Source organism: Halomicroarcula saliterrae (assembly GCF_031624395.1).
Taxonomy (GTDB): Archaea; Halobacteriota; Halobacteria; order Halobacteriales; family Haloarculaceae; genus Haloarcula; species Haloarcula saliterrae.
Window position 1 is genome coordinate 522,136 of sequence record NZ_JAMQON010000002.1, and the last position, 24,116, is coordinate 546,251.

Consider the following 24,116-nt stretch of genomic DNA (forward strand, 5'->3'; position numbering starts at 1 on the left):
GTACGTTAGTTAGGAACGACGAAGACGACGACCAGCGCGAGAATGACGAGCGTCTCGGGCAGGACTGTCAGGATGAGTCCACGGCCGAACATGCTGTCGTCCTCGGCGACGGCGCCGACTGCGGCGGCACCGATACCTCGTTCTGCGTAACCCGATCCGAGCGCGGCCAGCCCGACGGCGAGGGCGGCGGCAGCCTTGTTCGGGATAGCCGGCGCGGCAGCGGTACCTTCCTGCAGTACAGCGGTGACAAGGGGTGCGATGGTTTCGATCATGTTGTTGAAGTCCTCTGTGAAGTTGCTCGTGTCCGAACAGGCGTATGTGACGCCACGGAGTTCATAAAGGTTCCCAAAACGGTTCGTCAGGACGCTGTTCGGGCGGTTTAGGAGGGCCTATACCCGTGTTTGTGAGTGGCACCCACTCACCCGCCGAGTGAAAATTTCGTCCGCAAGCCACCGAAAGGAAGCGGCAACGCCGCGGCAGTCAGTCGTCGGTCGTGTACGTCCGCTCGTAGCCGAACGGACTGTACTTCTTGCCGCCGCCCTCGAAGAACTTCCCGAAGAACTCCACGTATTCGAGACGCACGGCCTGCAGGCCGGCACTCGTCACACCGAGGATGAGCACCAGCGCGTGGCCCAGCACGAGCACGAGCAGGCCGCCGACGACGCCGGCGATGCCCGAGTGCATCAGACCAGGGAACATGACGCTCGTGACCTCGTGGCCGTGGTAGGTCCCCTGTTCGAGCATGTACGCCGGCGAGTGGTTGATACCGAAGTGCCACTCGGGACCACTGCTCGTCTCGACGATGTAGACACCGAAGAACAGCAGGTTGACGACGAACGCCATCCCGGCCTTGGCCAGCAGCACCGCAGCCAGTCGGGTGTAGGAGAGCCCGTTGACGAACACCTGCAGGAAGACGGCCTCCACGAACTCCGCGAAGTCCGCCGTCGCGATGAGCGCCAGACCGACGCCGAACAGCACCAGCCCGGCGATGCCGACGGTCGACGAGAAGCCGGCGAAGCCGAGGTGGAACGGGTTCCCGTTGAAGACGGCCTCGCTCCCGATGAGGAAGTACGGCTTGCTGCCGGCGGGGAAGTCACTGAACACCCAGCCCCAGAAGCCAAACAGCATCAGGAGCCACGAGCCGCTCTCGGTGATGGCGTCCCAGAGCCCGTGCTGGAGGTTCTTCACGAAGCCGAGCGTCCACCCGATAGCGAGGTGGGCCATCCCGGCCAGCACGCTAATTATCAGCCAGCCAAGCGCGTAGTCACCGTATGCGGGCTGGAGCCCCTTGTGGAACGGCGCGCCCTCGAAGCCGAACGCGGGCCAGACGACGTTCGAGATAGTGTGCAGCCCGAATATCTCGCCGTACAGCACACCGAACAGCATTGTGAACCCACCGGCCCACATCGCGACGCCGCCGAGGCTCTTCATCACGTCACCGCTCGCTTTCGAGTAGAGCCCGTAACCGGCTAGGAAGTACAGTATCCCGTACCCCAGGTCCCCGATCATGAACCCGTAGAACGCCGGGAACGTCAGGAAAAAGAGGACCGTCGGGTCGAACTCGCCGTATTTCGGGCGGTTGACGACCTCGACGAGCGCCTCGAAGGGGCGGGCCGCGCCGGGGTTGTCCTGAATGACCGGCGGGCTGGAATCGCCCATCGTGACCACGCCGCCAGCCTGTTTCGTCCCGCCGTCCGCGACGGCCTCGCGGCCGGCGTCCTCCTCGTCGGTGAGTGGGGTGTCCTCCTCGGTTGGCTCCTCACCGCCCTCGACCTCCTCGTGGGAGTGGACGTGTCCGTCGCTATCGTAGGCGGCGACCTCGAGCTTCTCGATGTCGATCGCCTCGCCGACGGCCGTCCCGACCCGCTGCTCGAAGAGCTCGTACTCGTCGTCGGGAATCCACCCCTCGGCGATGAAGGCGTTCTCCGTCGTCGCGAAGGTCAGGGGCGCCTCGGCCTTCTGGACCTCGATGGTGAGTTTCTCCTCGGCCGCGAGCAGGAAGCCCGCGTAGTCCAGTCGGAGCTCGTCGAGCTCGTTCTCGACCGTGTCGAGCTTCGATTCGAGCTGCTGTTTGCGGTGGTTCAGCTCTTCGAGAAACTCGGTCGGGTCACCGTCACCGTCGGGGACCGCGAGCGCCGAGAACGTCGCGCCGACCAGCGCGTCCTGCAGGTCGCCGTCGTCGGCACGCGCGAAGACGGCGACGACGCCGTCCTCGGAGAACAGCTCGTAGGTCTCGATGTCGCTGTCACCGAGCGCGCCGTCGATTTCCTCGGCGTCGCCCTCGCCGACCTCTACGGCGAGGGTGTCGTAGCCCCGGAGCAGGTCCAGGTCGATACCGAGCTGGACGAACGGCTCCATGGTCGATATCTGGTCTTCGACGGCCCGGAGGTCGTCGCGGAGCTCGTCGCGCCGGTCGTCGAGCTCGGTGACCTTCGTGCGGACCGCTTCGAGGTCCTCGTCGAGGGCCTCGTCGGTGACCAGCCGCGTCGGGCCGGCGTCCTCGGCGTCCACGTCGAGGATGGATTCGAGGGCACGGACCGTGACGAGCTGGTCCGACGCCTCGTCGGCGCCCTCGACGGGGTCGCCGGGCTCGAAGCCGTCCCACGAGCCGTCGTACTCCGTGACGTGGAGCATATCCAAGTCGTGGACCGCCTCGACGACAGAGTCCATGACGCGTTTCGACCCCGTCACGGAGACGCGGCACATCTTCTCAGGTCTGAGCATGTACCGCCTCCTCGAAGAGGTCTGTGACGTATTCGACCACCTCGTCCTCGCGGCCGGCGGCCTGCTGTTCGAGCTCCTCGCGGGCGTTCTCGCCCTGTTCGATGAGCTCCTCGCGCTCGGCCTCGATGTCGTCGCGGGCGTCTTCGAGGCGGTCCTGTGCCGCCGCGTCGGCCTCCTCGCGTGCCTGTTCGCGAATCTCGTCGGCCTCCTCGCGGGCCGCCGCGAGTCGTTCCTCGCGGTCTTCCTCGGCCTCGGCGACGATGTCGTCGGCCTCCTGCTCGGCCTCCTTTATCCGGTCTAGAACTTCTGGCCGTGGCATTTTCTAATCGTACGAACGTAGCCCAAGCGGCTATTTGGTAGTTGCGAAGTTTTCGCGGAGCCAAACGCCGCCTCGACTCGCCACAGAATCCGGGGAATTATCACTATCTGGGCCCAAGCACCGCCAATGGGAGTCCTCGAGAACAAAGCTCGTGCGCGGACGTTCTACAAGTACCTCTCGAAGGTGTACGACCAGATAAACCCCTTTATCTGGAACGAGCAGATGCGCGACGAGGCCATCGGCATGCTGGGGCTCGAATCCGACGACCGCGTCCTCGACGTGGGGTGTGGCACCGGGTTCGCCACGGAGGGACTGCTGGAACACGTCGACAGTATCTACGGGCTGGACCAGAGCACCCACCAGCTCTCGAAAGCCTACCAGAAGTTCGGCAAGCACGGCCGCGTGCGCTACCATCTCGGCGACGCCGAGCGCCTGCCGTTCAAGGACGACAGCTTCGACGCGGTCTGGTCGTCGGGCTCCATCGAGTACTGGCCCAACCCCGTCGACGCCCTGGAGGAGTGTCGCCGCATCGCGAAACCCGGCGGCAAGGTCCTCATCGTCGGTCCCGACTACCCCAACTCCTCCGTGTTCCAGAAGGTGGCCGACGCCATCATGCTGTTCTACGACGAGGAGGAGGCCGACCGGATGTTCGCCGAAGCCGGCTTCGAGGAGTTCGAACACCACATCCAGCAGTCCCGACCGGGCAGTCCGCGGGCGATTACGACCATCGCCGAAGTGCCCGAGTAGCCGAGCAGCGCGGCGGACCCGCCGCTGCCCGCAACTGCAGGCAGACCGCTTTTTCTCCTCCTGTCCCTGTCTACCCGTCGTGTTCTACCACGACGACGAACTCCAGTTCGAGGTCGAAGTCGAGGAACCGAACCCCCAGTTCGCGAAGATGCTCCAGCAGGCCATCGGCGGGGTCGAGGGGGAGATGCGCGTCGCCCTGCAGTACATGTTCCAGGCGTTCGCCATCCCCGCGGAGAAAGCGGAGATGCGGCAGTTCCTGATGGAGACGGCGACCGAGGAGCTGGGCCACATCGAGATGCTCGCGACCGCGGTGTCGAAGAACCTCGAAGGCGCCTCCGACGAAGCCCGCGAGGCCGCTCGCGAGGACGCCGTCATCGACGAGATGCTGCGCTCGGGCCAGCCCCGACAGGCCCTCTCGTCCGGGTTACACGCGATGCCGGTCGACAGCAACGGGGTCCCGTTCTCGGGGAACTACGTCGTCGCCTCCGGCAACCTCGCGGCCGACATGTACGCGAACATCATGGCCGAGTCGACCGGGCGACTGCTCGCGACGCGGCTCTACGAGTTCACCGACGACCCCGGGATGAAGGACATGCTGGAGTATCTCATCGCCCGGGACACGATGCACCAGAACCAGTGGCACGCCGCGCTCGAAGCGCTCGGCGAGCACCGGCCCGTCCCGAACAGCTTCGACCAGGAAAAGGAGAATCAGGAGTACAACTACACGTTCATGTCCACCGCCCGCGAGGAGCGCGAGGACCCTGACCAGCCCTGGACGCAGGGCGACGCCCCGGACGGAAAGGGCGAGTTCAGCTACACGCCCCAGCAGCCCGGCGGCGGCAGCCCGGACCTCGACGAGATGATAGACGAGATGTACAACGAGGTCAACTGACCGGCGCCGCGGAGCGGAGAGACAGACCGGCGGTTAGTTGCTGTCGCAGTGGCCGGGAGCGGCCGACGGGCCGCGACCCGGGGAAGGGCAGGCCGGCCTGAGAATGTCCCGCTCGCCGCGTGCGAGCGGGTTCCCCGGAATCGAGCGGAGCGAGATTCCGGCCCTTTTTCATCGACGTTTTTGCCGGGAGCCCTCCCACAGCGGCGCTTCGCGCCGCGAGGAAGGGCGACCGGGAAAAAGGTCGTTGGTAAGCCTTTACCCGCGTGGCGGTGTACGTACCCGTAACAATGGTACTCGACAATCTCGGGAGCTCTCTCCGGGGCACGCTGGACAACCTGCGAGGGAAGTCCCGCATCTCCGAGGAGGACATCGAGGACATCGTCAAGGAGATACAGCGGTCGCTGTTGCAGGCCGACGTCGACGTCGCGCTGGTCCAGGAGCTGTCGAACAACATCAAGACGCGCGCGCTGGACGAGGAGCCGCCGGCGGGCACCACGCCGCGGGACTGGGTGCTCCGCATCGTCTACGAGGAGCTGGTCGAACTGGTCGGCGAGTCCACCGACCTCCCGCTCGAAGAGCAGACCATCATGCTCGCCGGCCTCTACGGGTCGGGGAAGACGACGACGGCGGCGAAGATGGCGTGGTGGTTCTCGACCAAAGGCCTGCGCCCGGCCATCATCCAGACAGACACCGACCGGCCCGGCGCCTACGACCAGTCGAAGGAGATGGCCGAGCGCGCGGAGGTCGACTTCTACGGCGACCCCGACGAGGACGACCCCGTCACGATCGCCCGCGAGGGGCTCGCCGCGACCGAGGAGGCCGACGTTCGCATCGTGGACACGGCGGGTCGTGACGGGCTGAACGAGGAGCTCATCGAGCAGATAGAGCGCATCGAGGACGAGGTTCGGCCCGACCGGAACCTGCTGGTGCTCGACGCGGCGATGGGCCAGAGCGCCAAGAGCCAGGCCGCCGACTTCCAGGACGCGATCGGCATCGACGGCGTCGTCATCACCAAACTGGACGGGACGGCGAAAGGTGGGGGCGCGCTGGCCGCCGTCGACGAGACCGACTCCACCATCGCCTTCCTCGGTTCGGGTGAGACGGTCAAGGACATCGAGCGCTTCGAGCCCTCCGGCTTCATCTCGCGGCTGCTCGGGATGGGCGACCTGAAACAGCTCACCGAGCGCGTCGAGCGGGCGATGGAGGCGACCGGCGAGGACGAAGAGGACTGGGACCCGGAGGACATGCTGGAGGGGCAGTTCACGCTGAAGGACATGCGCAAGCAGATGGAGACGATGAACAACATGGGGCCCCTCGACCAGGTGATGGACATGATTCCCGGCATGGGCGGCGGGCTCATGGACCAGCTGCCCGACGACGCCATGGACGTGACCCAGGAGCGGATGCGCGATTTCGACGTCATCATGGACTCGATGACCGAGGAGGAACTGGAGAACCCCCGTGTCATCGGGCAGTCCCGCACCGAGCGCATCTGCCACGGCTCGGGCAAGCCCGAGGAGCGGGTCCGGGAGCTGCTCGAACAGCACAAGCAGATGTCCCAGATGCTAAAGCAGTTCCAGGGGATGGGCGACGGCGACATGGAGCGGATGATGAAGCAGATGCAGCAGGGCGAGGGCGGCGGCGGAATGGGGGGTATGGGCGGTATGGGGCCGTTCTGAGCCGGCGAGTCCGTGCGCGCTATTCTCTCCGGGCGAGGACGATGGCGTACAGTATCAGACACATCCCGACGAGTTCGGCGGCCTCACTGCCAACCGGGGCCAGCCTCCCACCGAAGAGACGAGCGGCGAGGATAGTGGCGATGGTGCTCACCACGGTCAGCATCGCGATGCCACACCCGAGCGCCAGCATCGCCCGGCTGTCGTTGCGTCGGTAGCCGTAGAGCGCGAGCGAGAAGATGACGAGCCCGACCAGCAACGACAGGAGAGCGAGGGCCTGTGCGACGAGGAGTACACTGACCCCGGCCATTACAGCCCCTCCCAGAGGTCGGTGAAGGCGTCGGCGAACTCCGCGGTCGTCGATTTCGTCCGGAGACTCACGTCGAAGCTCCCGTCGTCAAGCGAGACGAGCAGTTCGTCTAACTGGGCCTCGTAGCGTTTCCGGTGGTCGCCATCCGGGTCGGGGACGACCTCGGCGTCGACGAGGCCAACCGCTTCGAGGGCTTCCAGTCGGCGGTACACGGTCGAGAGCGACATCTCGCACTCGTCGCTCAGAGCAGGTGCGGTCATGGGTTCGTGGCTCGTGGCCGCCAAGAGCGAACGCGCGTACTCGTCGTCGAGGAGGGCGAACACGGCAGCGGGGTCGTCGGCCACGATTCGTCGTTGAGAGGGCGAGATAAAAAGCACCCACCTGCGTTCGCTGGACCAGCGAACGCCGTAGCAGCGTCAGTCGCGCTCCGATGACCACCTCGCTCAGCACGCGGACCGGTCGGCCGAAGTTGTCCCTGTCGCTGACGGCGAGCGGTAAGTTCAGTCGTCGTCCCCGGAGGGCGACCGGGTCGCTGCCGGGCGGTGCTGTCCAGGGCCGGGCTCGGACCAGTCCGGTCCGATTGCAGCGCCGCTGGCGAGCGTCTCCCGCCCGTGTCGGACGAGCACCGCGAGGGCGACGGTCCAGAACCCCGCCGCCAGCAGGGCCTCGTACGGGACCGGCAGGCTACTGCTCTCCCCGACGAGCATCACCAGCAGTCCCGCGGCGGCGTTGAGCGTCCCGTGCATGACCACGACACCGAGGAGGTCGCCGCCGGAGCTGTTGTAGTACCAGGTGAACACGATGGCGTAGGCGAGGACTCCCGCGGCGTACAGCGCCGGTTGCTCGCCGTAGACGCCGAAGTAGAACATCGGAGCGTGCCAGAGCGCCCAGACGGCGCCGACGATGAGACTCGCCGTCAGTGCGTCGAATCTGGCCTGCAGGTGCGGGAGCGCGAAGCCGCGCCAGCCGAACTCCTCCTGCCCGCCCCCCAGGAGCGAGGCGAACACGACGTTGACCCCGAACAGGGCGAGTGCGCGCTCCGGGTCCGCGGGGGCGAACTCGCCGGTGAGAGCGACGGCGACAGCGACGAGGGCGAGCGCGATACCGACCGGGACGACGACGGCGAGGGCGGTCCACCGTCGGGAGGGAGGCCAGATGACAGCGTCACCGAGCCACGCGCGGACGGTGCCGCCGCGGAGCCGCGTCACGACGGCCGCGGCCGCCAGCGGACCGAACGCCCCCGGGACGACCGCGACGAGCCGGAACCGTGGACCAGAAAGCGCGGAGAGCGCTGGGAGCCAGACCGCCCACGAGAGGGCGATAGCGAGCACGAAGTAGGTGCCAGCCGGGTAGTTGTGCGCCAGTCCCGCCAGCCGCCCGTCGGAGCTATCGGTCGCCATCCTCACTAGGAGAGACGCGCGGCCGCCGGATAGGCGACCACGCAGCGTCTCAGGCGCTGAAACACTCGACGGGGTTTATGAGCTGGTGCGTGAGACGCACCCGGCACTGTCGCCTCCGGCGTCACCGTGTGGTCGCTGGGCCAGCGAGCGCGGTCACGCTCACTCGCGGTCGTCCGCTCGGGCCGCGCGCTCGCGGGCCGCCTCGCTCTCGTTGAACTCCCCGACCAGCCCGTCGAGTGCGCCCGACTGTACACCGACCGCAGGCGCCGTCAGCGGCGAGAGGCTGACTGCGCCGTTGATAATGGCCCGGCGGTCGCTGCCTTCCGGGTAGCGTTCGGCGAGGTCGGTGTCGCTCTCGAAGGGGTTCTCCCAGCCCGCGGTGTCGGGCCAGACCACGTCGCGCAGCGCGATGTCGCCGACGGTGCCCTGGTTGGCCTGCTCGTCGACGGCCGTCTCGGTCTCGTGTTCGACCTGCAGGTCGTAGTCGTGGTAGGGTTCAGTCAGGACCATTTCGGGGTCGGCCACGTCGACCGGAACGTTCAGGTTCAGGAAGTCGGCGGTGTCGAAGATATCGCCCGAGAGCGCCCGGACGACCACCTCGCTCATGACCCGGGCCGGTCGGTCGAAGTCGTAGTCGTCCGCGGGGTGGACGAAGAAGTCCTCGCAGTGGTACGCCGAGACGGCGACGCCGGGTGTCCCGAGAAAGCCCGCTTCGACGCAGGCCCCGACCGTTCCCGAGCGGCCGACGACGTAGTTGCCGGCGTTGGGGCCGTGGTTACAGCCAGAGACCACCAGGTCGAACGGCTCGTCCAGCCCGCGCAGCCCGTAGGCCACGCAGTCGGCCGGCGTCCCGTCGAGCGCGTACCCCCACGGGTGGCTCTCGCGGGCCGTGCGGTGACTCCGGGTCCGTCCGACACCGCTCTGGTTCTCCATCGGCGCGACCACTGTCACGTCCGCGAACGCGGTGAGTTCCTCGTAGCAGCTGGCCAGTCCGGGCGCGTCGATACCGTCGTCGTTCGTCAGCAGGACCCGCGGCTCCTTCATTAGGGGTAGATAGGAGTCAGCCCGTGTGAACACTTCGGTCGCTAGTAGCGGTCGTTTGAAACGACGGTATCGGTGCAGTACGTGTCACTGTGAACAGCCAGAAAGCCCCCGGCCCCTTTCAGTCCCATCCAGCGCTGATTGACCAGCCGGCTACGGGTGGACTGAAAGGGGCGACCCGTTCGGCGAAGGCGGGCGAGGTAAGCACCGGAGCCGACCACCGGGAGGCGAGGAGCACAGCGAGCCCCCCGAGTCGAACGGGTCGGGGCTTTCTGGCTCTCGGAATTGGCAGCGGAAGAGGCAGAAGCCATAGCGGTCTCGCCGATACGAACACCCACATCTGCGACGGCGCCAAACACGGGTTCTTTTTGCGACTGGATACGCTTGAGTGTCGTAATGACCGTCCGCGAGGTGGCCGAGGAGGCCTACCGGGAGTCACTGCCCGTGTTGGCACTCAGTGCCGCCGGCGGACTCTTCGCGGGGGTCGTGCTGGGCGGAATGGACGCGGAACTGGAGCGGGTCGCGGGGTTGCTCGTGCTGGTCCCGGCGCTGCTGGCGACGCGGGGGAACGTCTACGGCTCGCTGGGGGCGCGGCTGGGGTCGGCGCTCCATCAGGGGCTCGTCGAGCCGACGTTTTCGACGGACGACGAGCGCGTGAACGCGGCCGTGGCGGCGGCACTGGCAAACGGCGTCATGGTCAGCGGCATCGCCGCGGTACTGGCGGTCGCCCTGCTCGGAGCGCTGGGTCGACCGTCGGCCCCGCTGTCGACGCTGGTGGCCATCGCCCTGCTGGCCGGGGTAATCTCGGGCGTCCTGCTGACCGTCGCGGTCGTCAGCGTGGTGTTCGTGGGCTACCGGCGCGGGCTGAACCCGGACACGCTGGCGGGGCCGGTGGTGACGACGACGGGCGACGTGGTCGGTATCGCGACGCTGCTGGTGGCGACTCGCCTCGTCCTCGCGCTGGGGGGCGGGTAGCGTGGCGGCGTCGGCGTGGACGGTGCGGGGCATCGTCCGCCGGATGCTGCCGGTGCTGATCGTGTTGACGGCCATCGAACTCGGGAGCGGCATCGTCCTCGATACGTTCGAGTCGACGCTGCTTCGCTACCCGACGCTGCTCGTGCTCGTCCCGGTCACCATCGGGATGGCCGGCAATCTGGGGAGCATCCTCGCGGCGCGCCTGTCGACGGCGCTGCATCTGGGGCTGCTCTCCTTCGACGCCGACGACGAGCGGCTGGCGGGCAACGCGGTCGCCACCATCGCGCTGGCTGTCACCGTCTTCCCGCTCGTGGGCGCCGGCGCGTGGCTGTTGCAGACAGCGCTGTCAACAGCTCGCCTCACGCTCCCGATGGTGGTCGCGGTCGCGCTGACCAGCGGCGTCGTGCTGGCGGCGCTGGCCGTCGCCGTCACGACGATAACGACCTACGCGGCCTACCGGTTCGAGCTGGACCCCGACGACGTGGTCATCCCCGTCGTGACGAACGTCTGTGACGTGCTGGGCGTGCTCGTGCTCTTTGGCGTCGTGCGGCTACTGGTGTAGCTTGCGCGCGCCGCGGTGGGTCAGTCCTCCCGCTGGGTCGCGAGGGCCTCCTTCGGCGCGCCGCAGTTGGGACACTCCGCCGGGAGGCCGTCGTCGAGTTCGCCCATCTCGCCACACTCCGTGCAGCGCCACATGATGTAGCCCTCGCCGAACTCCTGGCCGGGGGTCTCCTCGTCGGTCGTCGCCGCGTCGCCGTGTTCGACGGTCGCATCGGCCACCGTCTCGACCCTGAACCCCTCTTCGGTGGCGTCGCCGACGATACCGACGAGCACGCCGTCGTCGTTGTATATCTCCTCGTTGCGCTGGACCGAGACGTCCTCCGAAGACGTCGAGTTGGTGTCTTCCATCGGCTGGCTTACCGTCCCCGTCGGTGCAGTCCTGACGCTTGGAGCTGCAAGCCGCCACGGCCGAGCGGATGGAGTTTCGTCAGTCGCTCTCGGCCGTGGCGGACTCCCCGCGGTCGCTGGCTGCCTCGGGTGTGAGCCCGTGTGTGATGGCCTCGCCGGTCTCGCCGTCGAAGAGGTGGACCATCTCGCGATTCAGCACGATTTCAGTGCGCTGGCCCTCGGCCTCGTAGGTCGACATATCCGGCATCGGCGGAATGCTCATCAGGAGGCGTTCCTCACTCGTGTTCTCGCCGGCCTCGACCGAGCCGCTGTCGTCGCCGGCGTCCGAACTGGCCGGCCCCGTCTCGCCTTCGGCGCTGGCCACCGGACCGGCCGTGCTGGCCGCGTCGCTCCCCGCCCGGCCCTCGTCTGGCTCCCCCGACGCAGCGACCGACCCACCGCGCGCGGCCTGTTCGGGAAAGCGGGTGTAGACGAAGATGTCGTCCCCGACCGGTTCCAGCACGTCAGTGATGACCTCGATGGGGTCGGAGTACGTCCCGTCCATCTCGCTCGCGTCCTGCACGTCGACCGGCCCGGAGTCCGTCTCGAAGGTCGCCCGCTCGGCGATGGTGATGTCCTCCGGCCGGACGCCGACGGTGACGGGCTGGCCGGCCTGGGTCCCGGGCAGGTCGCGGTCGACAGCGAGGGTGAAGTGGTCCGTCTCGACGCCCTCGTCGGTGAGCCGACCCTCGATAAAGTTCATCGACGGCGACCCGATGAACCCGGCGACAAAGCGGTTCTTCGGTCGGTAGTAACACTCCAGCGGTTCGTCGAACTGCTGGAGCTCCCCCTCGTTCATCACCGCGATGCGGCTGGACATCGTCATCGCCTCCTCCTGGTTGTGGGTGACGTAGATGATGGTGGTGCCCAGTTTCCGGTGGAGCTCCTGTAGCTGGGTCCGCATGTGGACCCGGAGCTTGGCGTCCAAGTTGGCCAGCGGCTCGTCCATCAGGAACACCGCCGGCTCGCGGACGATGGCGCGGGCGATGGCGACGCGCTGTTGCTGCCCGCCGGACATCTCGTCGGGCATGCGGTCTAACATCCCCTGCATCTGGACCATCTCGGCGGCCTCGTCGACCCGGCGGTCGACCTCGTCACTGTCGGTGTCCCGCAGGCGCAGGCCGTAGCTGATGTTGTCGTAGACGTCCATGTGGGGAAACAGCGCGATGTTCTGGAACACCATCGCGATGTCGCGGTCTTTCGGCGGCAGCCCCGTCACGTTCTCGCCGTCGATGTAGACGGCCCCGCTGGTGGGTTCGGTCAGCCCCGCCACCGTTTCGAGCGAGGTGGACTTCCCACAGCCCGAAGGCCCGACGAGCGTGACGAACTCGCCGTCCTCGATTTCGAGGTCGAGGCCCTCGACTGCAGTCGTATCGTCGTACTCCTTCCGAACGTCGTCGAAGGTTACGTCTCCCATTAGTGGTCTCTCCGTGTCATTCTTTGAGTCCGCCAGCGGTCAGGCCGCTGACAATCTTCTCCTGTGCGATGACGACGAGGATGGCGATGGGAACGACCCCCACCAGGCTCGCCGCGGCCATGAGGTTGTACGAGGTCTGGAACCGGCCCTGGTAGCTGAGCAACCCCCAGACGATGGTGCCCCAGTTCTGGGCGCGGCCGTCGGTCATCAGGAAGGCGAAGAAGTACTCGTTGTAGACGGCGATGAACGTCAGCACGCCCGCGGTGGCGACACCGGGGGCCGACAGCGGCATGATGACTTTGAACAGCGCGCCCAGACGGGTGTTGCCCTCGATGCGGGCGGCGTCCTCTAACCCGTCCGGAATCTGGCTGTAGAACGTCGTCAGGATGAAGATAGACAGCGGGAGGAAGAGGGCGCTGTAGGGTAACACCATCGCGCCGGGCCCGTTGAACAGCATCGGGCTCGTGACTTCGGTCCCGCCGGGTAGCGTGAAGAACGTGATGTTCGCGGTGAACAGCTCGAACAGCGGCAGCAGGAACGCCGCCGGGGGGAAGTAGCTGATGGCGAGAAAGATGAGCATGAGCGGGGTCCGCCCCGGGAACTCGAAGCGCCCGAAGGCGTAGCCCGCGAGACTCGCCAGCAGCAAAACCAGCGCCGTCGTCAACAGGCCGATGATGAGGCTGTTCAGCATGTAGATGTGGAACGGCACCGTGGTGAACACCTCGACGAACGCGCTAGGGTTGAAGCCGTTGGGCAACAGACCGACGTCGGTCAGGTTCCCCTGTGGCGTCAGCGCGACGACCGCGAGCCAGTAGAACGGGAACAGCGTCGTCACCAGAAACGAGATGGCGACGATGTAGAACAGCACCTTGTAGGTCCGTTCCGGGTTCGAGATGCTGCCGCTGGCCCATTGCTGGACGAAGTTCTTGTCCTCGTCCTCGGCCCCAGTGGTGGTCCCTCGACCGGTCTCGGCACCCATCAGAAACCACCTGCCCCCTCAACGTCGGCGAACTTCACGATGTAGACGGAGACGACGAGACCGATGATGGCCGCCGTCACGAACGCCACCGTCGCGGCCGACGCGTACCGGCTGGAGCTGAAGGCCTGGACGACCAGACAGGACAGCGACGGCACGGTGCTACACGAGGAGACGGTCTCGATGAGGCCGAACACCCGCATCGCGCCGATGGTCCGGAACAGCATCGCGACCAGTACCGACGGGAGCACGAGCGGCAGCGTGATGGTCCGGAAGCGCTCGAACTTCGAGGCGCCGGCCACGTCTGCGACGTCGTACAGCGACCGGTCGATGCTCTGGAGCCCCGCCAGGATGATGAGCGCCATGAACGCCGAGGTCTTCCAGACGTCGGCGACGATGACGATGATGAGCGAGTCGACGCTGTTTGCCTGTGGCGTCGACGAGAAGACGCCGAGCTGGTTCAGCGGCTCCACGAGGAAGCCGATGGTCGGCTGGAAGAGGAGGAAGAAGATCATCCCCTGGATGACGATGGGCACCGCCCACGGGAGGATGATAGCGACCCGCGCCCAGCGCCGGCCCCGGAACTCCTGGTTGAGGATGAGCGCCTGGCCGAAGCCCAGCACCGTCTCGAAGAAGACGCTCACGACGGTGAAGATGACGGTCACCGTTAACGCGCTCGTGAATATCTGGCTCGGGTCGAAGAAGGGGCGGGGCAAGGCGGCGTTTCGCTCCCCGGTGAGGAGTTCGACGTAGTTCTGCAGCCCGACGAAGGGCCCGATGCGCTCTGGGCCGTACAACAGGTCGGCGTGCAGCGACATCTGGAACGTCCGCAACAGGGGCCAGAAGGCGATGACACCGAAGAGTATCAGACACGGCGTCAGCAACAGGTACGCGAACTGGGTGTCGCTCAGGCTCTCAATCCAGCGCCCCGGGGAGGAAAGCGAGAGGGACCGTTCCGTTCCGGTTTCGGTGGCCATCTCACCCGCCTCCCGAGGTCGCAGTGCCCTGTGAGCCGGGGCCACCGCCCGCGGCGTCTTTCCGCTCCGATGCCTCCTCGATGGCTTGCAGTTGGTCTTTGAGCGTCTGCATGCGCTGACTGGGGGTTCCGTCGCCGCTGAACGCGGCGTTGGCTTGCTGTGCGATCTTCGTCGACTCCTGTGGCCACGCGACCGTCACCGGCCGCGGGGTCGAGTTCTCCACCGTCAGCTTCAGCGTCTCGACGTACCGGCCCATCACGGGCACCTGTCGCATCCGCTCCGTCTCGAACAGCGCCGGCCGCGGCGGGAGCCAGCCGAGCAGCTCGAAGAGGAACAGCTGCATCTCCGGTTCGGTCATCGCTTCCATCACTTCGAGTGCCCGCTCGCGCTTTGGCGTGTTGGGGTTGAGCGCGACGTGCCAGCCACCGAGCGACGAAGTCGTGCCGCCGTACCCATCGTATTTGGCCTGTTCCTCCGTCACGCCGTAGGGCATCGGCATCACGCCGAGGTCCCGTCCGTAGGCGTCCTCCGCGCCGCCGATGGCGATAGCGTAGGGCCAGTTCCGGTGCATCACCACGTTCCCGTTCGAGAAGGGGCGACGCGAGGTCTCCTCCTGCCACTGGAGGACGGCCCGCGGAGCGATGTCGCCGGTGACCGACGCCAGCGGGTTCCGGGTGTCGCCCTCGATGAAGGTCCGCACCATCCGCGTCGCGTTGACCACCGGGTCGCTGTCGACGGTGACGGGGCGCTCGCCGACGGGCCCGAAGAGGTTCTGCTTCTCGCCGAAGTACGACCCGCCCCAGGAGCCGGTGAACTCCTTGAAGTCACAGCAGGCCAGCCCCTCGTAAGAGTTCGCCTGAAACGAGAAGCCCCACCTGGTGTCCGTGGCGTCCATCGTCTCCTTCGTCACCTCCGAGAAGCGCTGCCAGCTGAGGGGCTCGGTCGCCCAGTTGTTCCGCTCGGGCGAGAAGCCGGCCTCCTTCACGAGGTCCTTCCGGTAGAGCATCGTCCCCGTGGTGGGGAAGAGCGGCACCCCGTAGAGCCCCCCGGTCCGGTCCTCGATGGACCGGACGAAGGTCTCGAAGTACTCCTGCTGGATAGTGTCGGCCAGCGCCGGTCGAATCTCCGAGATGTCGACCAGTTGGTCCCGGAGGATAAAGGGGATCGACCAGCCGCTGTCCATCATGAACAGCGCCGGCTGTTCGAGGTTGCCCGACAGCCAGCGGTTGTACTGCTGTTTGCGCGACCCGGACGAGGAGACGCCCGCGATGGCCGTCAGCTCGATCTCATCCGAGAGGCCGACCTCGTGGAGTTTCCCCGCTATCTGGCCGATGTTCTCTTTGACGTCGGTGTTGGCCGCTATCTCTATCGTCTGGGGACCGGCCGAGCCCCGCGAGAGACAGCCCGCGAGGCCCCCGCTCGCCGCCAGCCCGGTCGCGCCGAGCGCTCGCACGAACCGACGCCGGTCGACGGCCCGCGACCGGTCGCCGTCAGTCGGAGCCATACCTGTGGTTGCCGCGCGACGCGTGCAGTCGGTCAGAGGATGTTCCCATCGCTTTCAGTACCTCGTATATATCATATTCGCTGTCATGTTGCATGGTGCGCTTGCATTGGCAGGCCGGGACGCGACCACGGCCTCTGCCGCGTGCCGGCTCGCGTTACAGAGGGGTTCGTGCCGGGTCCCGTCGCCGGTGAGGGTGTCGAGACCGGCCGTCTGCGGCGAGTCGCGCCTCATCGGCGCCGGCTGCTTGCGAAGGCAAGGCGACGGGACCGACGCACATATGTCGCTGTTAGCCGAACTCCCACCAGTGAGTTCGCTGGTCGCGCTGCTCGCCGACGTCGCCTCGCGGGTTCTGCGAATCGCCCTCTTCCTCTCGATAGGCGTCTTCCTCGCGAACCTCGCGGTGTCGTTCGGGCTGGTCGAGAAGATAGCCGTCGTCTCGCAGTATCTCACCGGGCCGGCGAACCTCCCCGACGAGGTGGGGACCGCCATTCTGACGACGACGGCCTCGCCGACCGCTGGCTACGGGATGCTCGCGGACTTCCGCGAGTCGGGCGTGCTCGACGACCGCGCGACGCTGGTCGCGGTGACCATCAACACGTTCTTCGGCTTCGCCCAGCACATCGTCACGTTCTACGTCCCGATTCTGATTCCGATTCTGGGCGCCCGCGTCGGACTGTTGTACGTCACGACGCGGGGACTGGTCGCGCTGGCCATCACGCTGACGGGTATCGCCGCGGGGGCGCTCTTGCTCGATAGCTCGAACGTCGACCGCGGGGTGTTGACCGACGAGATGACGCCGGACGGCGGTGAGACGGATGCGGACGAAACGGGGCCGCCGACGAAGGCACAGCGAGTGTCCGAGGCCCTCGGCGAGACCCGCGAGAAGCTCGGCGAGATTCTCCCGCGGCTGGCCGGCATCTACGTCGTCGTCGCCCTGCTGGTCGCGTACTCCGAGGAGATTCTGGCGCTGCTTGGCGGCTCCGGACAGGCGCTGACGACCGCCGCCGACGGGCTGACCGGGCTGCTCGGTCTCCCAGGCGCTGCGGTCCCGGTCGTCGCCGCTTTCGCGCTCGATACGACCTCCGGCGCGGCCGTCATCGCGCCGCTCATCGAGAACGGCACCTTCACGGCCAGAACGGCGGTGGCGACGATGCTCGTCGGCGGCATCGTCTCCTTCGCCGTCTCGACGTTCAAACGCTCCATCCCGTTCCAGTACGGCATCTGGGGCCGGGACTTTGGCTCGAAGGTCATCGCGGTGAATACGGGCCTGAAGATAGGGTGGATTGCGCTGGCGCTGGTCGTGCTGTTGGCACCCTGACGATGTCCGACACGGTTCCCGTCCCCGTTCTTTGCTCTCCTGTCAGCTCGATACGGGGCGTTCACCTGTCGAAGAGGAGTTTCAGGACGAACATCACGACGAACGCGGTCACTGCGACGGGAAGGCCGGATTCTATGGAGGAGCCGCCGAGGACGACAAATCCGAGTACTGTCCCGACTGCAACTGCGAGACCGTAGGCGACAGGGCGGCGAAAACTGGACATAGTGCCGTGTCACGTCTCATCATGGAAAGTGTTCCGTAGCGGGGACGTGACCCCGGTAGGCCGAGGACGCCTACGCGTACGTGCCGGCCTCGAGGGCGAAAGCAACGCTGTGTGAACCTGCTGTACGACGCTAGTTATGCAGTGTCCGGAATCGGGTCCGAGATGACGACGGCGTCGCCCTCGACGACGCACTCCCCGTCCGAATCGTCGACGGCCGTCGCCAGCCGGAACCGGTCTTTCTTGAGCTGTTCGACCACCTCGCAGTGGGCGGTGACGCGCTCGCCGATGTCGACCGGGCCGCGATAGGAGAGCTCCTGCGAGAGGTAGATGGTCAGCCCCGGCAGTCTGGCGAGGGCGGCGCTGATGAGACCGGAGACGAGGGTGCCGTGGACGATGCGGCGGCCAAAGCGGCTCCCGCTGGCGAACTCGTCGTCCAGATGCAGCCGGTTCGTGTCGCCGCTGACCTCCGCGAACCGCTCGACGTCGGCCTCCGAGAGCGTCTTGGCGAAGCGGACGTGGTCGCCCACGTCGATGCCGTCGGCGATGCCGTAGCTGTCGAACTCCCAGTCGTCGTCCTCGTACAGCGTGTCGGGGCGGGTAAAGCGCCGGCGCTCGGGCTGGGGTTCCCGGGACGCGTCGGGCCGAGTGATGTGGGGGACGTACCGGGAGATATCCGTCGTCGTGAGGATGCCCACGAGTTCGCCGTCCTCGACCACGGGCAGCTTCTTGATGCCGTGTGTGCGCAGGCGGTCGACGGCGACCTCCAGGTCCGCCTCGGGGGCGATAGTCACCAGCGCCGTCGCCATCACGTCCCCGACGGTGAGCTCGCGCGTGTCGCCCTCCTCGGCCGTGACGGCGACGATGTCGCTCTCGGTGATGATGCCGACACACTCCCCGTTGCGCTCGACGACCAGCGAGCCGATACCCTCGTCGCGGAGCCGGGTCGCCGCTTCGACGATGGGGCTCCCGGGCGTGATGGTCCGTGCGGGCGTCTGCATGACCTCGCTGACTTGCAGGGCGAACATCGGCTGATATCTCTCGTCGCAGTATCATAACTCCCCGCCCGACAGCGTTGTCAGGGTGGGCCTACTGGGTGTGGCCATGAATCGTCACCTCGCGGGGGCCGTACTCGCGCTGGCGGTCGTCCTGGCCGGCTGTAGCGGCGCCGTCCCGGAGGGGAGCGACGAGGTCGGGACGGCGGCCTCGCTGCCGGGCGACACCACCCGGGTCAGCGTCACCGCCGTCGTCGACGGCGACACGATCCGCATCGAGTACCGGAACGGCACGACTGACACTGTCCGGCTGGTCGGCGTCGATACGCCAGAGGTCCACGCCGAGAACGACCCGGCGGAGTTCGAGGGCGTCCCCGACACCGATTCGGGGGCGGCCTGTCTCCGCGAGGCCGGGACGAACGCCTCGAACTACGCGAAAGAACAGCTGCTCGGTCGCACCGTCGGCATCGCCACGGACCCGAATCTGGAGCGCCGTGGCTACTACGACCGCCTGCTCGCCTACGTCGTCGTCGACGACCGCCTGTTCAACTACCGGCTCGTGGCGTCGGGCCGCGCGCGGGTCTACGACAGCGAGTTCTCGCGGGGCGACAGCTTCACCGCCGCCGAGACGAGCGCCCGCGAACAGCGCCGCGGGCTCTGGCGGTGTGTCGCCCCCGGTTCGGCGACGTGGGAGCCGGCCACGGCGACGGCCAGCCCGTCGGGACTCGCACTCACGGCTATTCACGAGGACGCCGCGGGCAACGACAACGAGAACCTGAACGACGAGTATCTCGTCTTCGCGAACCGCGGCGACGACACGCTGGTCCTCACCGGCTGGACCGTCACCGACGCCGCGGGCCGGAGCTACACCTTCGGGAGCTACGCGCTCGCCGCCGGCGATAGCGTCACGCTCTACAGCGGCAGCGGGACCGACACCGCCGGCGCGCGCTACTGGGGGTCGGGCCGCGCCGTCTGGAACAACGACGGCGACACCGTCACCGTCCGGACCGACGCGGGCAGCGTGGCGCTCGAACGAGCCTACTAAGCGCGCGGCGCCCGATAACCCGCCATGGACTGGCGCCGGTACACCCCCTCGCCGCGAGCGGTCGACTGGGGCCTCTTCGCCGCCGTCGCGACCGTGCTCGCGACCGGCGTGGCCACGATATACACGGGAACGCGAGCGACGGCGTGGGTCGTCGACCTCCACGCGGTCGCCGGCGTCGTGCTGGTCTGCCTGTTGCCCATCAAACTGTGGCGGGTCCGCCACCGGGTCACGCCCGAGCGACTCACCGCCACGCGAGCGCTCTCCGTCCTGCTCGCGCTCGACGCCGCGGGCGCGCTGGCCACGGGCGTCTGGTGGGTTTTCGGGGGGTCGCTCGACCTCGGCCCGTGGGGCCTGTTCCACCTCCATACGGCGCTCGGACTGCTCGTCGCACCGCTGCTGGTCGCACACCTCTGCAGCCGCGTTCACTCGCCGGGAACCGCGGTGCGACACGGCCGCCGCGACGCCGTCCGGTACGCCGGGCTCGTCGCGACGGGCGCGCTGGTGTGGCGGCTCCAGGGGCCGGTCAACGACGCCCTCGACACCGCGGGGTCGGACCGGCGGTTCACCGGCTCCCGCGAGGAGGGCAGCGGCGACGGCAACCGCTTTCCCGTGACCAGCTGGGTCGCCGACGACCCCGACCCGGTCGACGCGGACGAGTGGTCCCTGCGCGTCGGCGGCCGGGTCGCCACCGAGCGAGCGTACGCGCTCTCGGAGCTCCCGGCGGGGGCGAGCGAGCAGGCGCTGCTCGACTGCACGAGCGGCTGGTACTCCGACCACGAGTGGCAGGGCGTCCGCGTCGGCGACCTGCTCGACGCCGCCGACCCCGACGACGCGGCCGCGTGGGTGCAGTTTCGCTCCGTGACGGGCTATCGCTGGAGCCTCCCTATCGAGGCCGCCCGCGACGCCCTGCTCGCGACCCGCGTCGACGGCGAGGTGCTCGCCCACGGCCACGGCTTTCCCCTCAGGCTGGTCGCGCCCGGTCGACGGGGGTTCCAGTGGGTGAAGTGGGTCGAGGAACTGCGGGTGACCGGCCGCCGGGAGGTCGGTGAGTGGGTCGCTATCTTCGTCAGCGGGGTGTAGGACGACGTTACCCGCTCGGGGCGACACCGGCTCACGCAGTCAGGGCGGGGTCGAGCGGTAGGAGCGCGCTACGGCGATAGACAGTCACTCGGTTTTTGCCCGTGACGGCGGTACCGCTCGCATGGTCGAACTCGACCAGCGAGCAATCGACGAAGCCGTCCACGAGGGCGAGTCGATGCGGCCGCGCGAACTCGTGGATCTCTTCGAACGGTACCACGACGACCGACCGGGCATCCCCGAGGCGACCCTGGAAGCGTACGCACGGGAGCTGGCCGACCGCGACGAGGTCAGCTTCGACGCCGACGGGTTCCTCGACACCGTCTCCGAGCGACTGACCGACTCGGACGGCTGGGTGGCCGACGGCGAACGCCTCTACGCGCTCGACGAGGGGCGCATCAGCCAGTATCCGGCGACGTGGCACGACCGGCTCGGCGGCGAGCGCGACCCCGCCACGTACATCCGGTTTTTCGAAGAGATGGCGCCCTCGTTTCTCACGGAAGACCGAGGCGACCGACGCGGTATCAAGGCGGACCGACTCCTCGACGTCGTCTCCGTCGTCGGCGGGATGAGCCGCAAGTCGGCCAAAGCCGCCATCGAGTCGGCCCGCGACGACGGCCGGGTCGTCGAGGACGCCGACCAGCATCCGAAAGCGGGGGTCTATCTGGCGGAGTAGTCAGAGCAAGGCGTCGATAGTCGCCCACAGGTCCGGGCCGTCAGTCCGGTACTCTATCGGGACGAATCCGGCCGCTCGTGCCCCCGAAACGTCGTCTCCGTCACCGACCATCACGTACTCGTCGGCGGAGACCCGCTCGCGGAGCCTGTCGAACGGAGCGGTGTCGGGCCTGTGTGCCCCCGCGTCGTAGGAGGCGACGACGGCGTCGAACGAGTCGGTCAGACCGTGGCGGTCGAGCTTCCCGACCTGCCACTCGCGGGGGCCGTTCGCGATCACCGCGAGCGCGCTGGTCTCGGCGAGCCCGGACAGGCTCTCGCGGGCGGCCCCGGGCACCGTCGTCGCCGCGTACGTCTCCTCGCGGAGCGTGGCGACCAGTTCGGCCGGGTCGGTATCCGAGTCGGCGGCGTCGACGACCGCCGCCATCGACTGCCGGTAGGGCTCGGGCTCCAGCGCGTCGAAGGCCCGCCTGAACGACGCTCTCGCCGTCGCCAGCCGTGCCTCGGTCGGCTCGATAGCGTGGCTCGTGAACACGTCGCGCAGAATCTCGGCGTCCGAGCGGGTCCGGTGGACCAACACCCCGTCCAGCGCGAAACAGAGCGCCTCAGTCATTCCGTGTCGAGCGGTTTGCCGTCCTCGGTCGGCGGGGCGACGTAGTCGATGTAGCTCTCGGCGTCCGGTTCGCGGACGGTGACGGAGACGTGGATGTCGCCCAGTTCCGCGGGCTCGCCGACGGCGAAGTTAACCCGGCTCTCGAAGGCCGCCTGCTTCTTCAGGTCGAAGGAGAAGCTGTCGCCGGCCAGGTTGTCGAAGAAGACCGAGCGGGCGGTGTCGAGGATTTCCGCGCGGTGGAGCGCCTCCGAGAAGCCCTCCATCGTGTGGACCTCGGCGACGAGCTCCCCCTCGCGGTGTGTCGGGTCGGCCTCCGGGAACAGATTCCGGACGGCGTCGGCGACCCGCGCGGTGACCTCCGTGTCGTTGACCGGCGCCGTAATCGTCACGTCGACGCTGTAGACGGCGCTCATGACTCGGCCGCCTCCACGCCGTCTTCGAGCAGCGCCCGGATTTGCCGCTGGAACGCCGACAGCGAGTCGGTGTTCTCGATGGTCACGTCGGCCATCGCCATCGCCTCGCCCATCCCGAAGCCCAGTTCGCGCTCGTCGCGCTCGTCGAGCGACTCGCCGCCCTCGTCGACGCTCGCGTCCCGGCCCCGAAGGTCGAGCCGGTCGGCGCGAACGTCGAAGGGCGCGTCTATCTCCAGCAGGACGAACGACTCGCCGAAGGCGTCCCGAAACGCCCCGACCTCCACGTCCGAGCGGATGCCGTCGACGAGGACGGTGTCGCTGTCCTCGCGTTCGGCCTCGATGATCGGCAGCGAGCGCTCGGCGATGGCGCCGAGGCCGTTCTCCTCGCGCAGCGCCTTCGCGACCGTCCCGTGGTCGGTCGCGGGGTCCAGCCCGCGCTCGCGGCACTCCTCGCGGATCACGTCGCCCATCGTCACGACCGGCACGCCCATGTCGGCGGCGACCGCCGCCGCCTCGCTCTTGCCGCTGCCGGGGAGTCCGACGACACCGATGACTGTCATTGGAAGCGCTTTGTCGAGTACCGGCTAAAGACCTGCTGTTCTAGCTGTGGTGACTGTCGGAGCGGGAACTATTGGGAACAGCCAGACAGCCCCGCTAGCAATCTAAATCTTGACCGCTACTGCTGACCTGTACAGCCAGAAAGCCCCCGAGCTAAGGACTCCCGCGACTTGCTGCGCGCCTCGGCCTTCGGCCTGCGGTGCTTGCGTCGTCGGGGTTCGTCCTTAGCTCGGCCCCTTTCAGTCCCACCCGTAGCCGGTTGGTCAAACAGCGCTGGGTGGGACTGAAAGGGGCGGCTGTGTCGACGAAGGCGGGCGACACAAGCACCGCAGGGAGCGAAGCGACCGAGGCGCACAGCGAGCCCCCCGAGTCGACACAGCCGGGGCTTTCTCGCTCTCCGTATTGATGGCTGTGTGAATTGCAGTCGTCGCAGTAGCCGCTACGAACTTAGCTAGTCAGCGTTCCCGAACAACGACGAACTCAGCCAGCTCCCGGAGATACTCCATCGACTGGGAGTCGGGGGCGTCGACGGTGTCGAGCGCTTCGAGCGCGGCGTCGGACTCGGCGCGGGCCTTGGCGTTTGCCTCTTCGGCGGTGAGGTCGGTCACCTCGAGGAAGGAGGGCCGTTCCATCGCCGCGTCGTGACCCGTCGGCTTGCCCAGCGTCTCGGCGTCGGCGGTGGCGTCTAACACGTCGTCGCGCATCTGGAAGGCGACGCCGACCCGCTGGGCGTACTCGCCCATCGTCTCGACCGTGTAGCCGTCGGCGCCGGCCGCGATGGCGCCCAGCTCCGCGGCCGCCCGGAACAGCGCGCCCGTCTTGCGACGGGCCAGCACCATGTACTCCGTCTCGTTGCTCGGCTGGGCGACCAGCTCCGTGGCCTCGCCCTCACCCAGTTCGACCATCGACTCGGCGACGGTCTGCATCGCCCGTTCGTCGCCGGAAAAGAGGGCAAAGGCCTCCCCCAGGAGGCCGTCCGAGGCGATGATAGCCGAGCCGTGGCCGTATTCGGCCCACGCCGCCGGCGTCCCGCGGCGGACGTCCGACTCGTCGATGATGTCGTCGATGACCAGCGAGGCGTTGTGGACCAGTTCGATGCCAACGGCGAAATCGACCGCGTCGCCCGGGTCCCCGCCCAGCGCCTCACACACCAGCACGGCCACCGTCGGGCGGACCCGTTTCCCGCCCGAGAGCACGACGTGCCCGACCTGCTCGGCGAGTTCGTCGGGCCTGACGCCGTCGATGACGGCCTCTAGCCGCGCCTCGACGCGGTCACGACGCGCCTCGAGATACTCCATT

Annotated in this window: 27 protein-coding genes; 9 read left to right on the forward strand and 18 right to left on the reverse strand. The window is 67.6% G+C overall.

From position 1 onward, the window contains the following. Positions 1 to 5: 5 nt before the first annotated feature. The 3 genes from NDI56_RS10680 to ahaH all read right to left on the reverse strand — a co-directional run bounded on the left by NDI56_RS10680 (position 6) and on the right by ahaH (position 3,043). The gene (locus tag NDI56_RS10680; RefSeq protein ID WP_310919502.1) at positions 6 to 272 is read right to left on the reverse strand and encodes a F0F1 ATP synthase subunit C; all 267 of its coding nucleotides are present in this window, start codon (positions 270 to 272) and stop codon (positions 6 to 8) included. 208 nt (positions 273 to 480) lie between these two features. Further along, positions 481 to 2,724 (reverse strand): V-type ATP synthase subunit I, encoded by a 2,244-nt coding sequence (locus NDI56_RS10685; protein ID WP_310919503.1) that lies wholly within the window; start codon positions 2,722 to 2,724, stop codon positions 481 to 483. Continuing rightward, positions 2,711 to 3,043: an ATP synthase archaeal subunit H gene (gene ahaH / locus NDI56_RS10690; RefSeq protein WP_310919504.1), complete on the reverse strand. Its 333-nt coding sequence runs from the start codon at positions 3,041 to 3,043 to the stop codon at positions 2,711 to 2,713. The genes NDI56_RS10685 and ahaH overlap by 14 nt, the downstream gene beginning before the upstream one ends. Before the next feature lie 126 nt (positions 3,044 to 3,169). On the opposite strand from ahaH, the gene NDI56_RS10695 reads away from it, so the two are divergent. The 3 genes from NDI56_RS10695 (at position 3,170) to NDI56_RS10705 (ending at position 6,361) form a co-directional block, all read left to right on the forward strand. Next, positions 3,170 to 3,790 (forward strand): methyltransferase domain-containing protein, encoded by a 621-nt coding sequence (locus NDI56_RS10695; protein WP_310919505.1) that lies wholly within the window; start codon positions 3,170 to 3,172, stop codon positions 3,788 to 3,790. 79 nt (positions 3,791 to 3,869) lie between these two features. Next, positions 3,870 to 4,682 carry a manganese catalase family protein gene (locus NDI56_RS10700; protein ID WP_310919506.1) on the forward strand — a complete coding sequence of 271 codons (813 nt, stop codon included), beginning with the start codon at positions 3,870 to 3,872 and terminating at the stop codon, positions 4,680 to 4,682. Positions 4,683 to 4,969: 287 nt separating this feature from the next. Then, positions 4,970 to 6,361: a signal recognition particle protein Srp54 gene (locus NDI56_RS10705; protein ID WP_310919507.1), complete on the forward strand. Its 1,392-nt coding sequence runs from the start codon at positions 4,970 to 4,972 to the stop codon at positions 6,359 to 6,361. A 19-nt stretch (positions 6,362 to 6,380) separates the two neighbouring features. Here NDI56_RS10705 and NDI56_RS10710 read toward each other — a convergent pair whose 3' ends face one another. The 4 genes from NDI56_RS10710 to surE all read right to left on the reverse strand — a co-directional run bounded on the left by NDI56_RS10710 (position 6,381) and on the right by surE (position 9,112). Then, positions 6,381 to 6,668, reverse strand: coding sequence for a DUF7521 family protein (locus tag NDI56_RS10710; protein WP_310919508.1), 288 nt, complete (start codon positions 6,666 to 6,668; stop codon positions 6,381 to 6,383). Then, positions 6,668 to 7,012, reverse strand: coding sequence for a helix-turn-helix domain-containing protein (locus NDI56_RS10715; RefSeq protein WP_310919509.1), 345 nt, complete (start codon positions 7,010 to 7,012; stop codon positions 6,668 to 6,670). Before NDI56_RS10715 ends, NDI56_RS10710 begins: the two co-directional genes overlap by 1 nt. 156 nt (positions 7,013 to 7,168) lie before the next feature. Further along, positions 7,169 to 8,068, reverse strand: coding sequence for a CPBP family glutamic-type intramembrane protease (locus NDI56_RS10720; protein WP_310919510.1), 900 nt, complete (start codon positions 8,066 to 8,068; stop codon positions 7,169 to 7,171). A gap of 159 nt (positions 8,069 to 8,227) precedes the next feature. Next, positions 8,228 to 9,112 (reverse strand): 5'/3'-nucleotidase SurE, encoded by an 885-nt coding sequence (surE, locus tag NDI56_RS10725; protein WP_310919511.1) that lies wholly within the window; start codon positions 9,110 to 9,112, stop codon positions 8,228 to 8,230. 393 nt (positions 9,113 to 9,505) lie between these two features. On the opposite strand from surE, the gene NDI56_RS10730 reads away from it, so the two are divergent. Both NDI56_RS10730 and NDI56_RS10735 read left to right on the forward strand, forming a co-directional pair. Beyond that, complete coding sequence (locus NDI56_RS10730) at positions 9,506 to 10,084, forward strand: magnesium transporter (protein WP_310919512.1); 579 nt, start codon at positions 9,506 to 9,508, stop codon at positions 10,082 to 10,084. Between the two features lie 43 nt (positions 10,085 to 10,127). Beyond that, on the forward strand, positions 10,128 to 10,646 hold the full coding sequence (locus tag NDI56_RS10735) for a magnesium transporter (protein WP_310919637.1): 519 nt from the start codon (positions 10,128 to 10,130) through the stop codon (positions 10,644 to 10,646). 20 nt (positions 10,647 to 10,666) lie between these two features. On the opposite strand, the gene NDI56_RS10740 is transcribed toward NDI56_RS10735, so the two are convergent. The 5 genes from NDI56_RS10740 to NDI56_RS10760 all read right to left on the reverse strand — a co-directional run bounded on the left by NDI56_RS10740 (position 10,667) and on the right by NDI56_RS10760 (position 15,906). Beyond that, positions 10,667 to 10,993, reverse strand: a complete 327-nt coding sequence (locus tag NDI56_RS10740) for a DUF7130 family rubredoxin-like protein (protein ID WP_310919513.1) — start codon at positions 10,991 to 10,993, stop codon at positions 10,667 to 10,669. A gap of 79 nt (positions 10,994 to 11,072) precedes the next feature. After that, the gene (locus tag NDI56_RS10745) at positions 11,073 to 12,449 is read right to left on the reverse strand and encodes an ABC transporter ATP-binding protein (protein WP_310919514.1); all 1,377 of its coding nucleotides are present in this window, start codon (positions 12,447 to 12,449) and stop codon (positions 11,073 to 11,075) included. A gap of 16 nt (positions 12,450 to 12,465) precedes the next feature. Beyond that, positions 12,466 to 13,428, reverse strand: coding sequence for a carbohydrate ABC transporter permease (locus NDI56_RS10750; protein WP_310919515.1), 963 nt, complete (start codon positions 13,426 to 13,428; stop codon positions 12,466 to 12,468). Continuing rightward, positions 13,428 to 14,402, reverse strand: a complete 975-nt coding sequence (locus NDI56_RS10755) for a carbohydrate ABC transporter permease (protein WP_310919516.1) — start codon at positions 14,400 to 14,402, stop codon at positions 13,428 to 13,430. The genes NDI56_RS10750 and NDI56_RS10755 overlap by 1 nt, the downstream gene beginning before the upstream one ends. A gap of 1 nt (position 14,403) precedes the next feature. Then, positions 14,404 to 15,906, reverse strand: a complete 1,503-nt coding sequence (locus NDI56_RS10760; RefSeq protein WP_310919517.1) for an extracellular solute-binding protein — start codon at positions 15,904 to 15,906, stop codon at positions 14,404 to 14,406. A gap of 277 nt (positions 15,907 to 16,183) precedes the next feature. On the opposite strand from NDI56_RS10760, the gene NDI56_RS10765 reads away from it, so the two are divergent. Continuing rightward, positions 16,184 to 17,224 (forward strand): nucleoside recognition protein, encoded by a 1,041-nt coding sequence (locus tag NDI56_RS10765; RefSeq protein WP_310919518.1) that lies wholly within the window; start codon positions 16,184 to 16,186, stop codon positions 17,222 to 17,224. A 61-nt stretch (positions 17,225 to 17,285) separates the two neighbouring features. Here the strand turns inward: NDI56_RS10765 and NDI56_RS10770 are convergent, their stop codons facing one another. Both NDI56_RS10770 and NDI56_RS10775 read right to left on the reverse strand, forming a co-directional pair. Then, entirely contained in the window at positions 17,286 to 17,447 is a 162-nt protein-coding gene (locus NDI56_RS10770; protein WP_310919519.1) for a hypothetical protein, read from the reverse strand. A 134-nt stretch (positions 17,448 to 17,581) separates the two neighbouring features. Continuing rightward, positions 17,582 to 18,445, reverse strand: coding sequence for a CBS domain-containing protein (locus NDI56_RS10775; RefSeq protein WP_310919638.1), 864 nt, complete (start codon positions 18,443 to 18,445; stop codon positions 17,582 to 17,584). Between the two features lie 103 nt (positions 18,446 to 18,548). Here NDI56_RS10775 and NDI56_RS10780 point away from each other — a divergent pair, with 103 nt between their 5' ends. The 3 genes from NDI56_RS10780 (at position 18,549) to NDI56_RS10790 (ending at position 21,237) form a co-directional block, all read left to right on the forward strand. Then, positions 18,549 to 19,484, forward strand: a complete 936-nt coding sequence (locus NDI56_RS10780; protein ID WP_310919520.1) for a lamin tail domain-containing protein — start codon at positions 18,549 to 18,551, stop codon at positions 19,482 to 19,484. 24 nt (positions 19,485 to 19,508) lie between these two features. Next, on the forward strand, positions 19,509 to 20,564 hold the full coding sequence (locus NDI56_RS10785; protein ID WP_310919521.1) for a molybdopterin-dependent oxidoreductase: 1,056 nt from the start codon (positions 19,509 to 19,511) through the stop codon (positions 20,562 to 20,564). A gap of 121 nt (positions 20,565 to 20,685) precedes the next feature. After that, positions 20,686 to 21,237: a hypothetical protein gene (locus NDI56_RS10790; protein WP_310919522.1), complete on the forward strand. Its 552-nt coding sequence runs from the start codon at positions 20,686 to 20,688 to the stop codon at positions 21,235 to 21,237. On the opposite strand, the gene NDI56_RS10795 is transcribed toward NDI56_RS10790, so the two are convergent. The 4 genes from NDI56_RS10795 to NDI56_RS10810 form a co-directional block, all read right to left on the reverse strand. After that, on the reverse strand, positions 21,238 to 21,846 hold the full coding sequence (locus tag NDI56_RS10795) for an HAD family hydrolase (RefSeq protein ID WP_310919523.1): 609 nt from the start codon (positions 21,844 to 21,846) through the stop codon (positions 21,238 to 21,240). It abuts the gene before it with no gap. Next, positions 21,843 to 22,259, reverse strand: coding sequence for an RNA-binding domain-containing protein (locus tag NDI56_RS10800; RefSeq protein WP_310919524.1), 417 nt, complete (start codon positions 22,257 to 22,259; stop codon positions 21,843 to 21,845). The genes NDI56_RS10795 and NDI56_RS10800 overlap by 4 nt, the downstream gene beginning before the upstream one ends. After that, positions 22,256 to 22,819 (reverse strand): AAA family ATPase, encoded by a 564-nt coding sequence (locus tag NDI56_RS10805; RefSeq protein ID WP_310919525.1) that lies wholly within the window; start codon positions 22,817 to 22,819, stop codon positions 22,256 to 22,258. The genes NDI56_RS10800 and NDI56_RS10805 overlap by 4 nt, the downstream gene beginning before the upstream one ends. A 453-nt stretch (positions 22,820 to 23,272) precedes the next feature. Then, positions 23,273 to 24,115, reverse strand: a complete 843-nt coding sequence (locus tag NDI56_RS10810; RefSeq protein ID WP_310919526.1) for a polyprenyl synthetase family protein — start codon at positions 24,113 to 24,115, stop codon at positions 23,273 to 23,275. Between the last annotated feature and the right edge of the window lies 1 nt (position 24,116).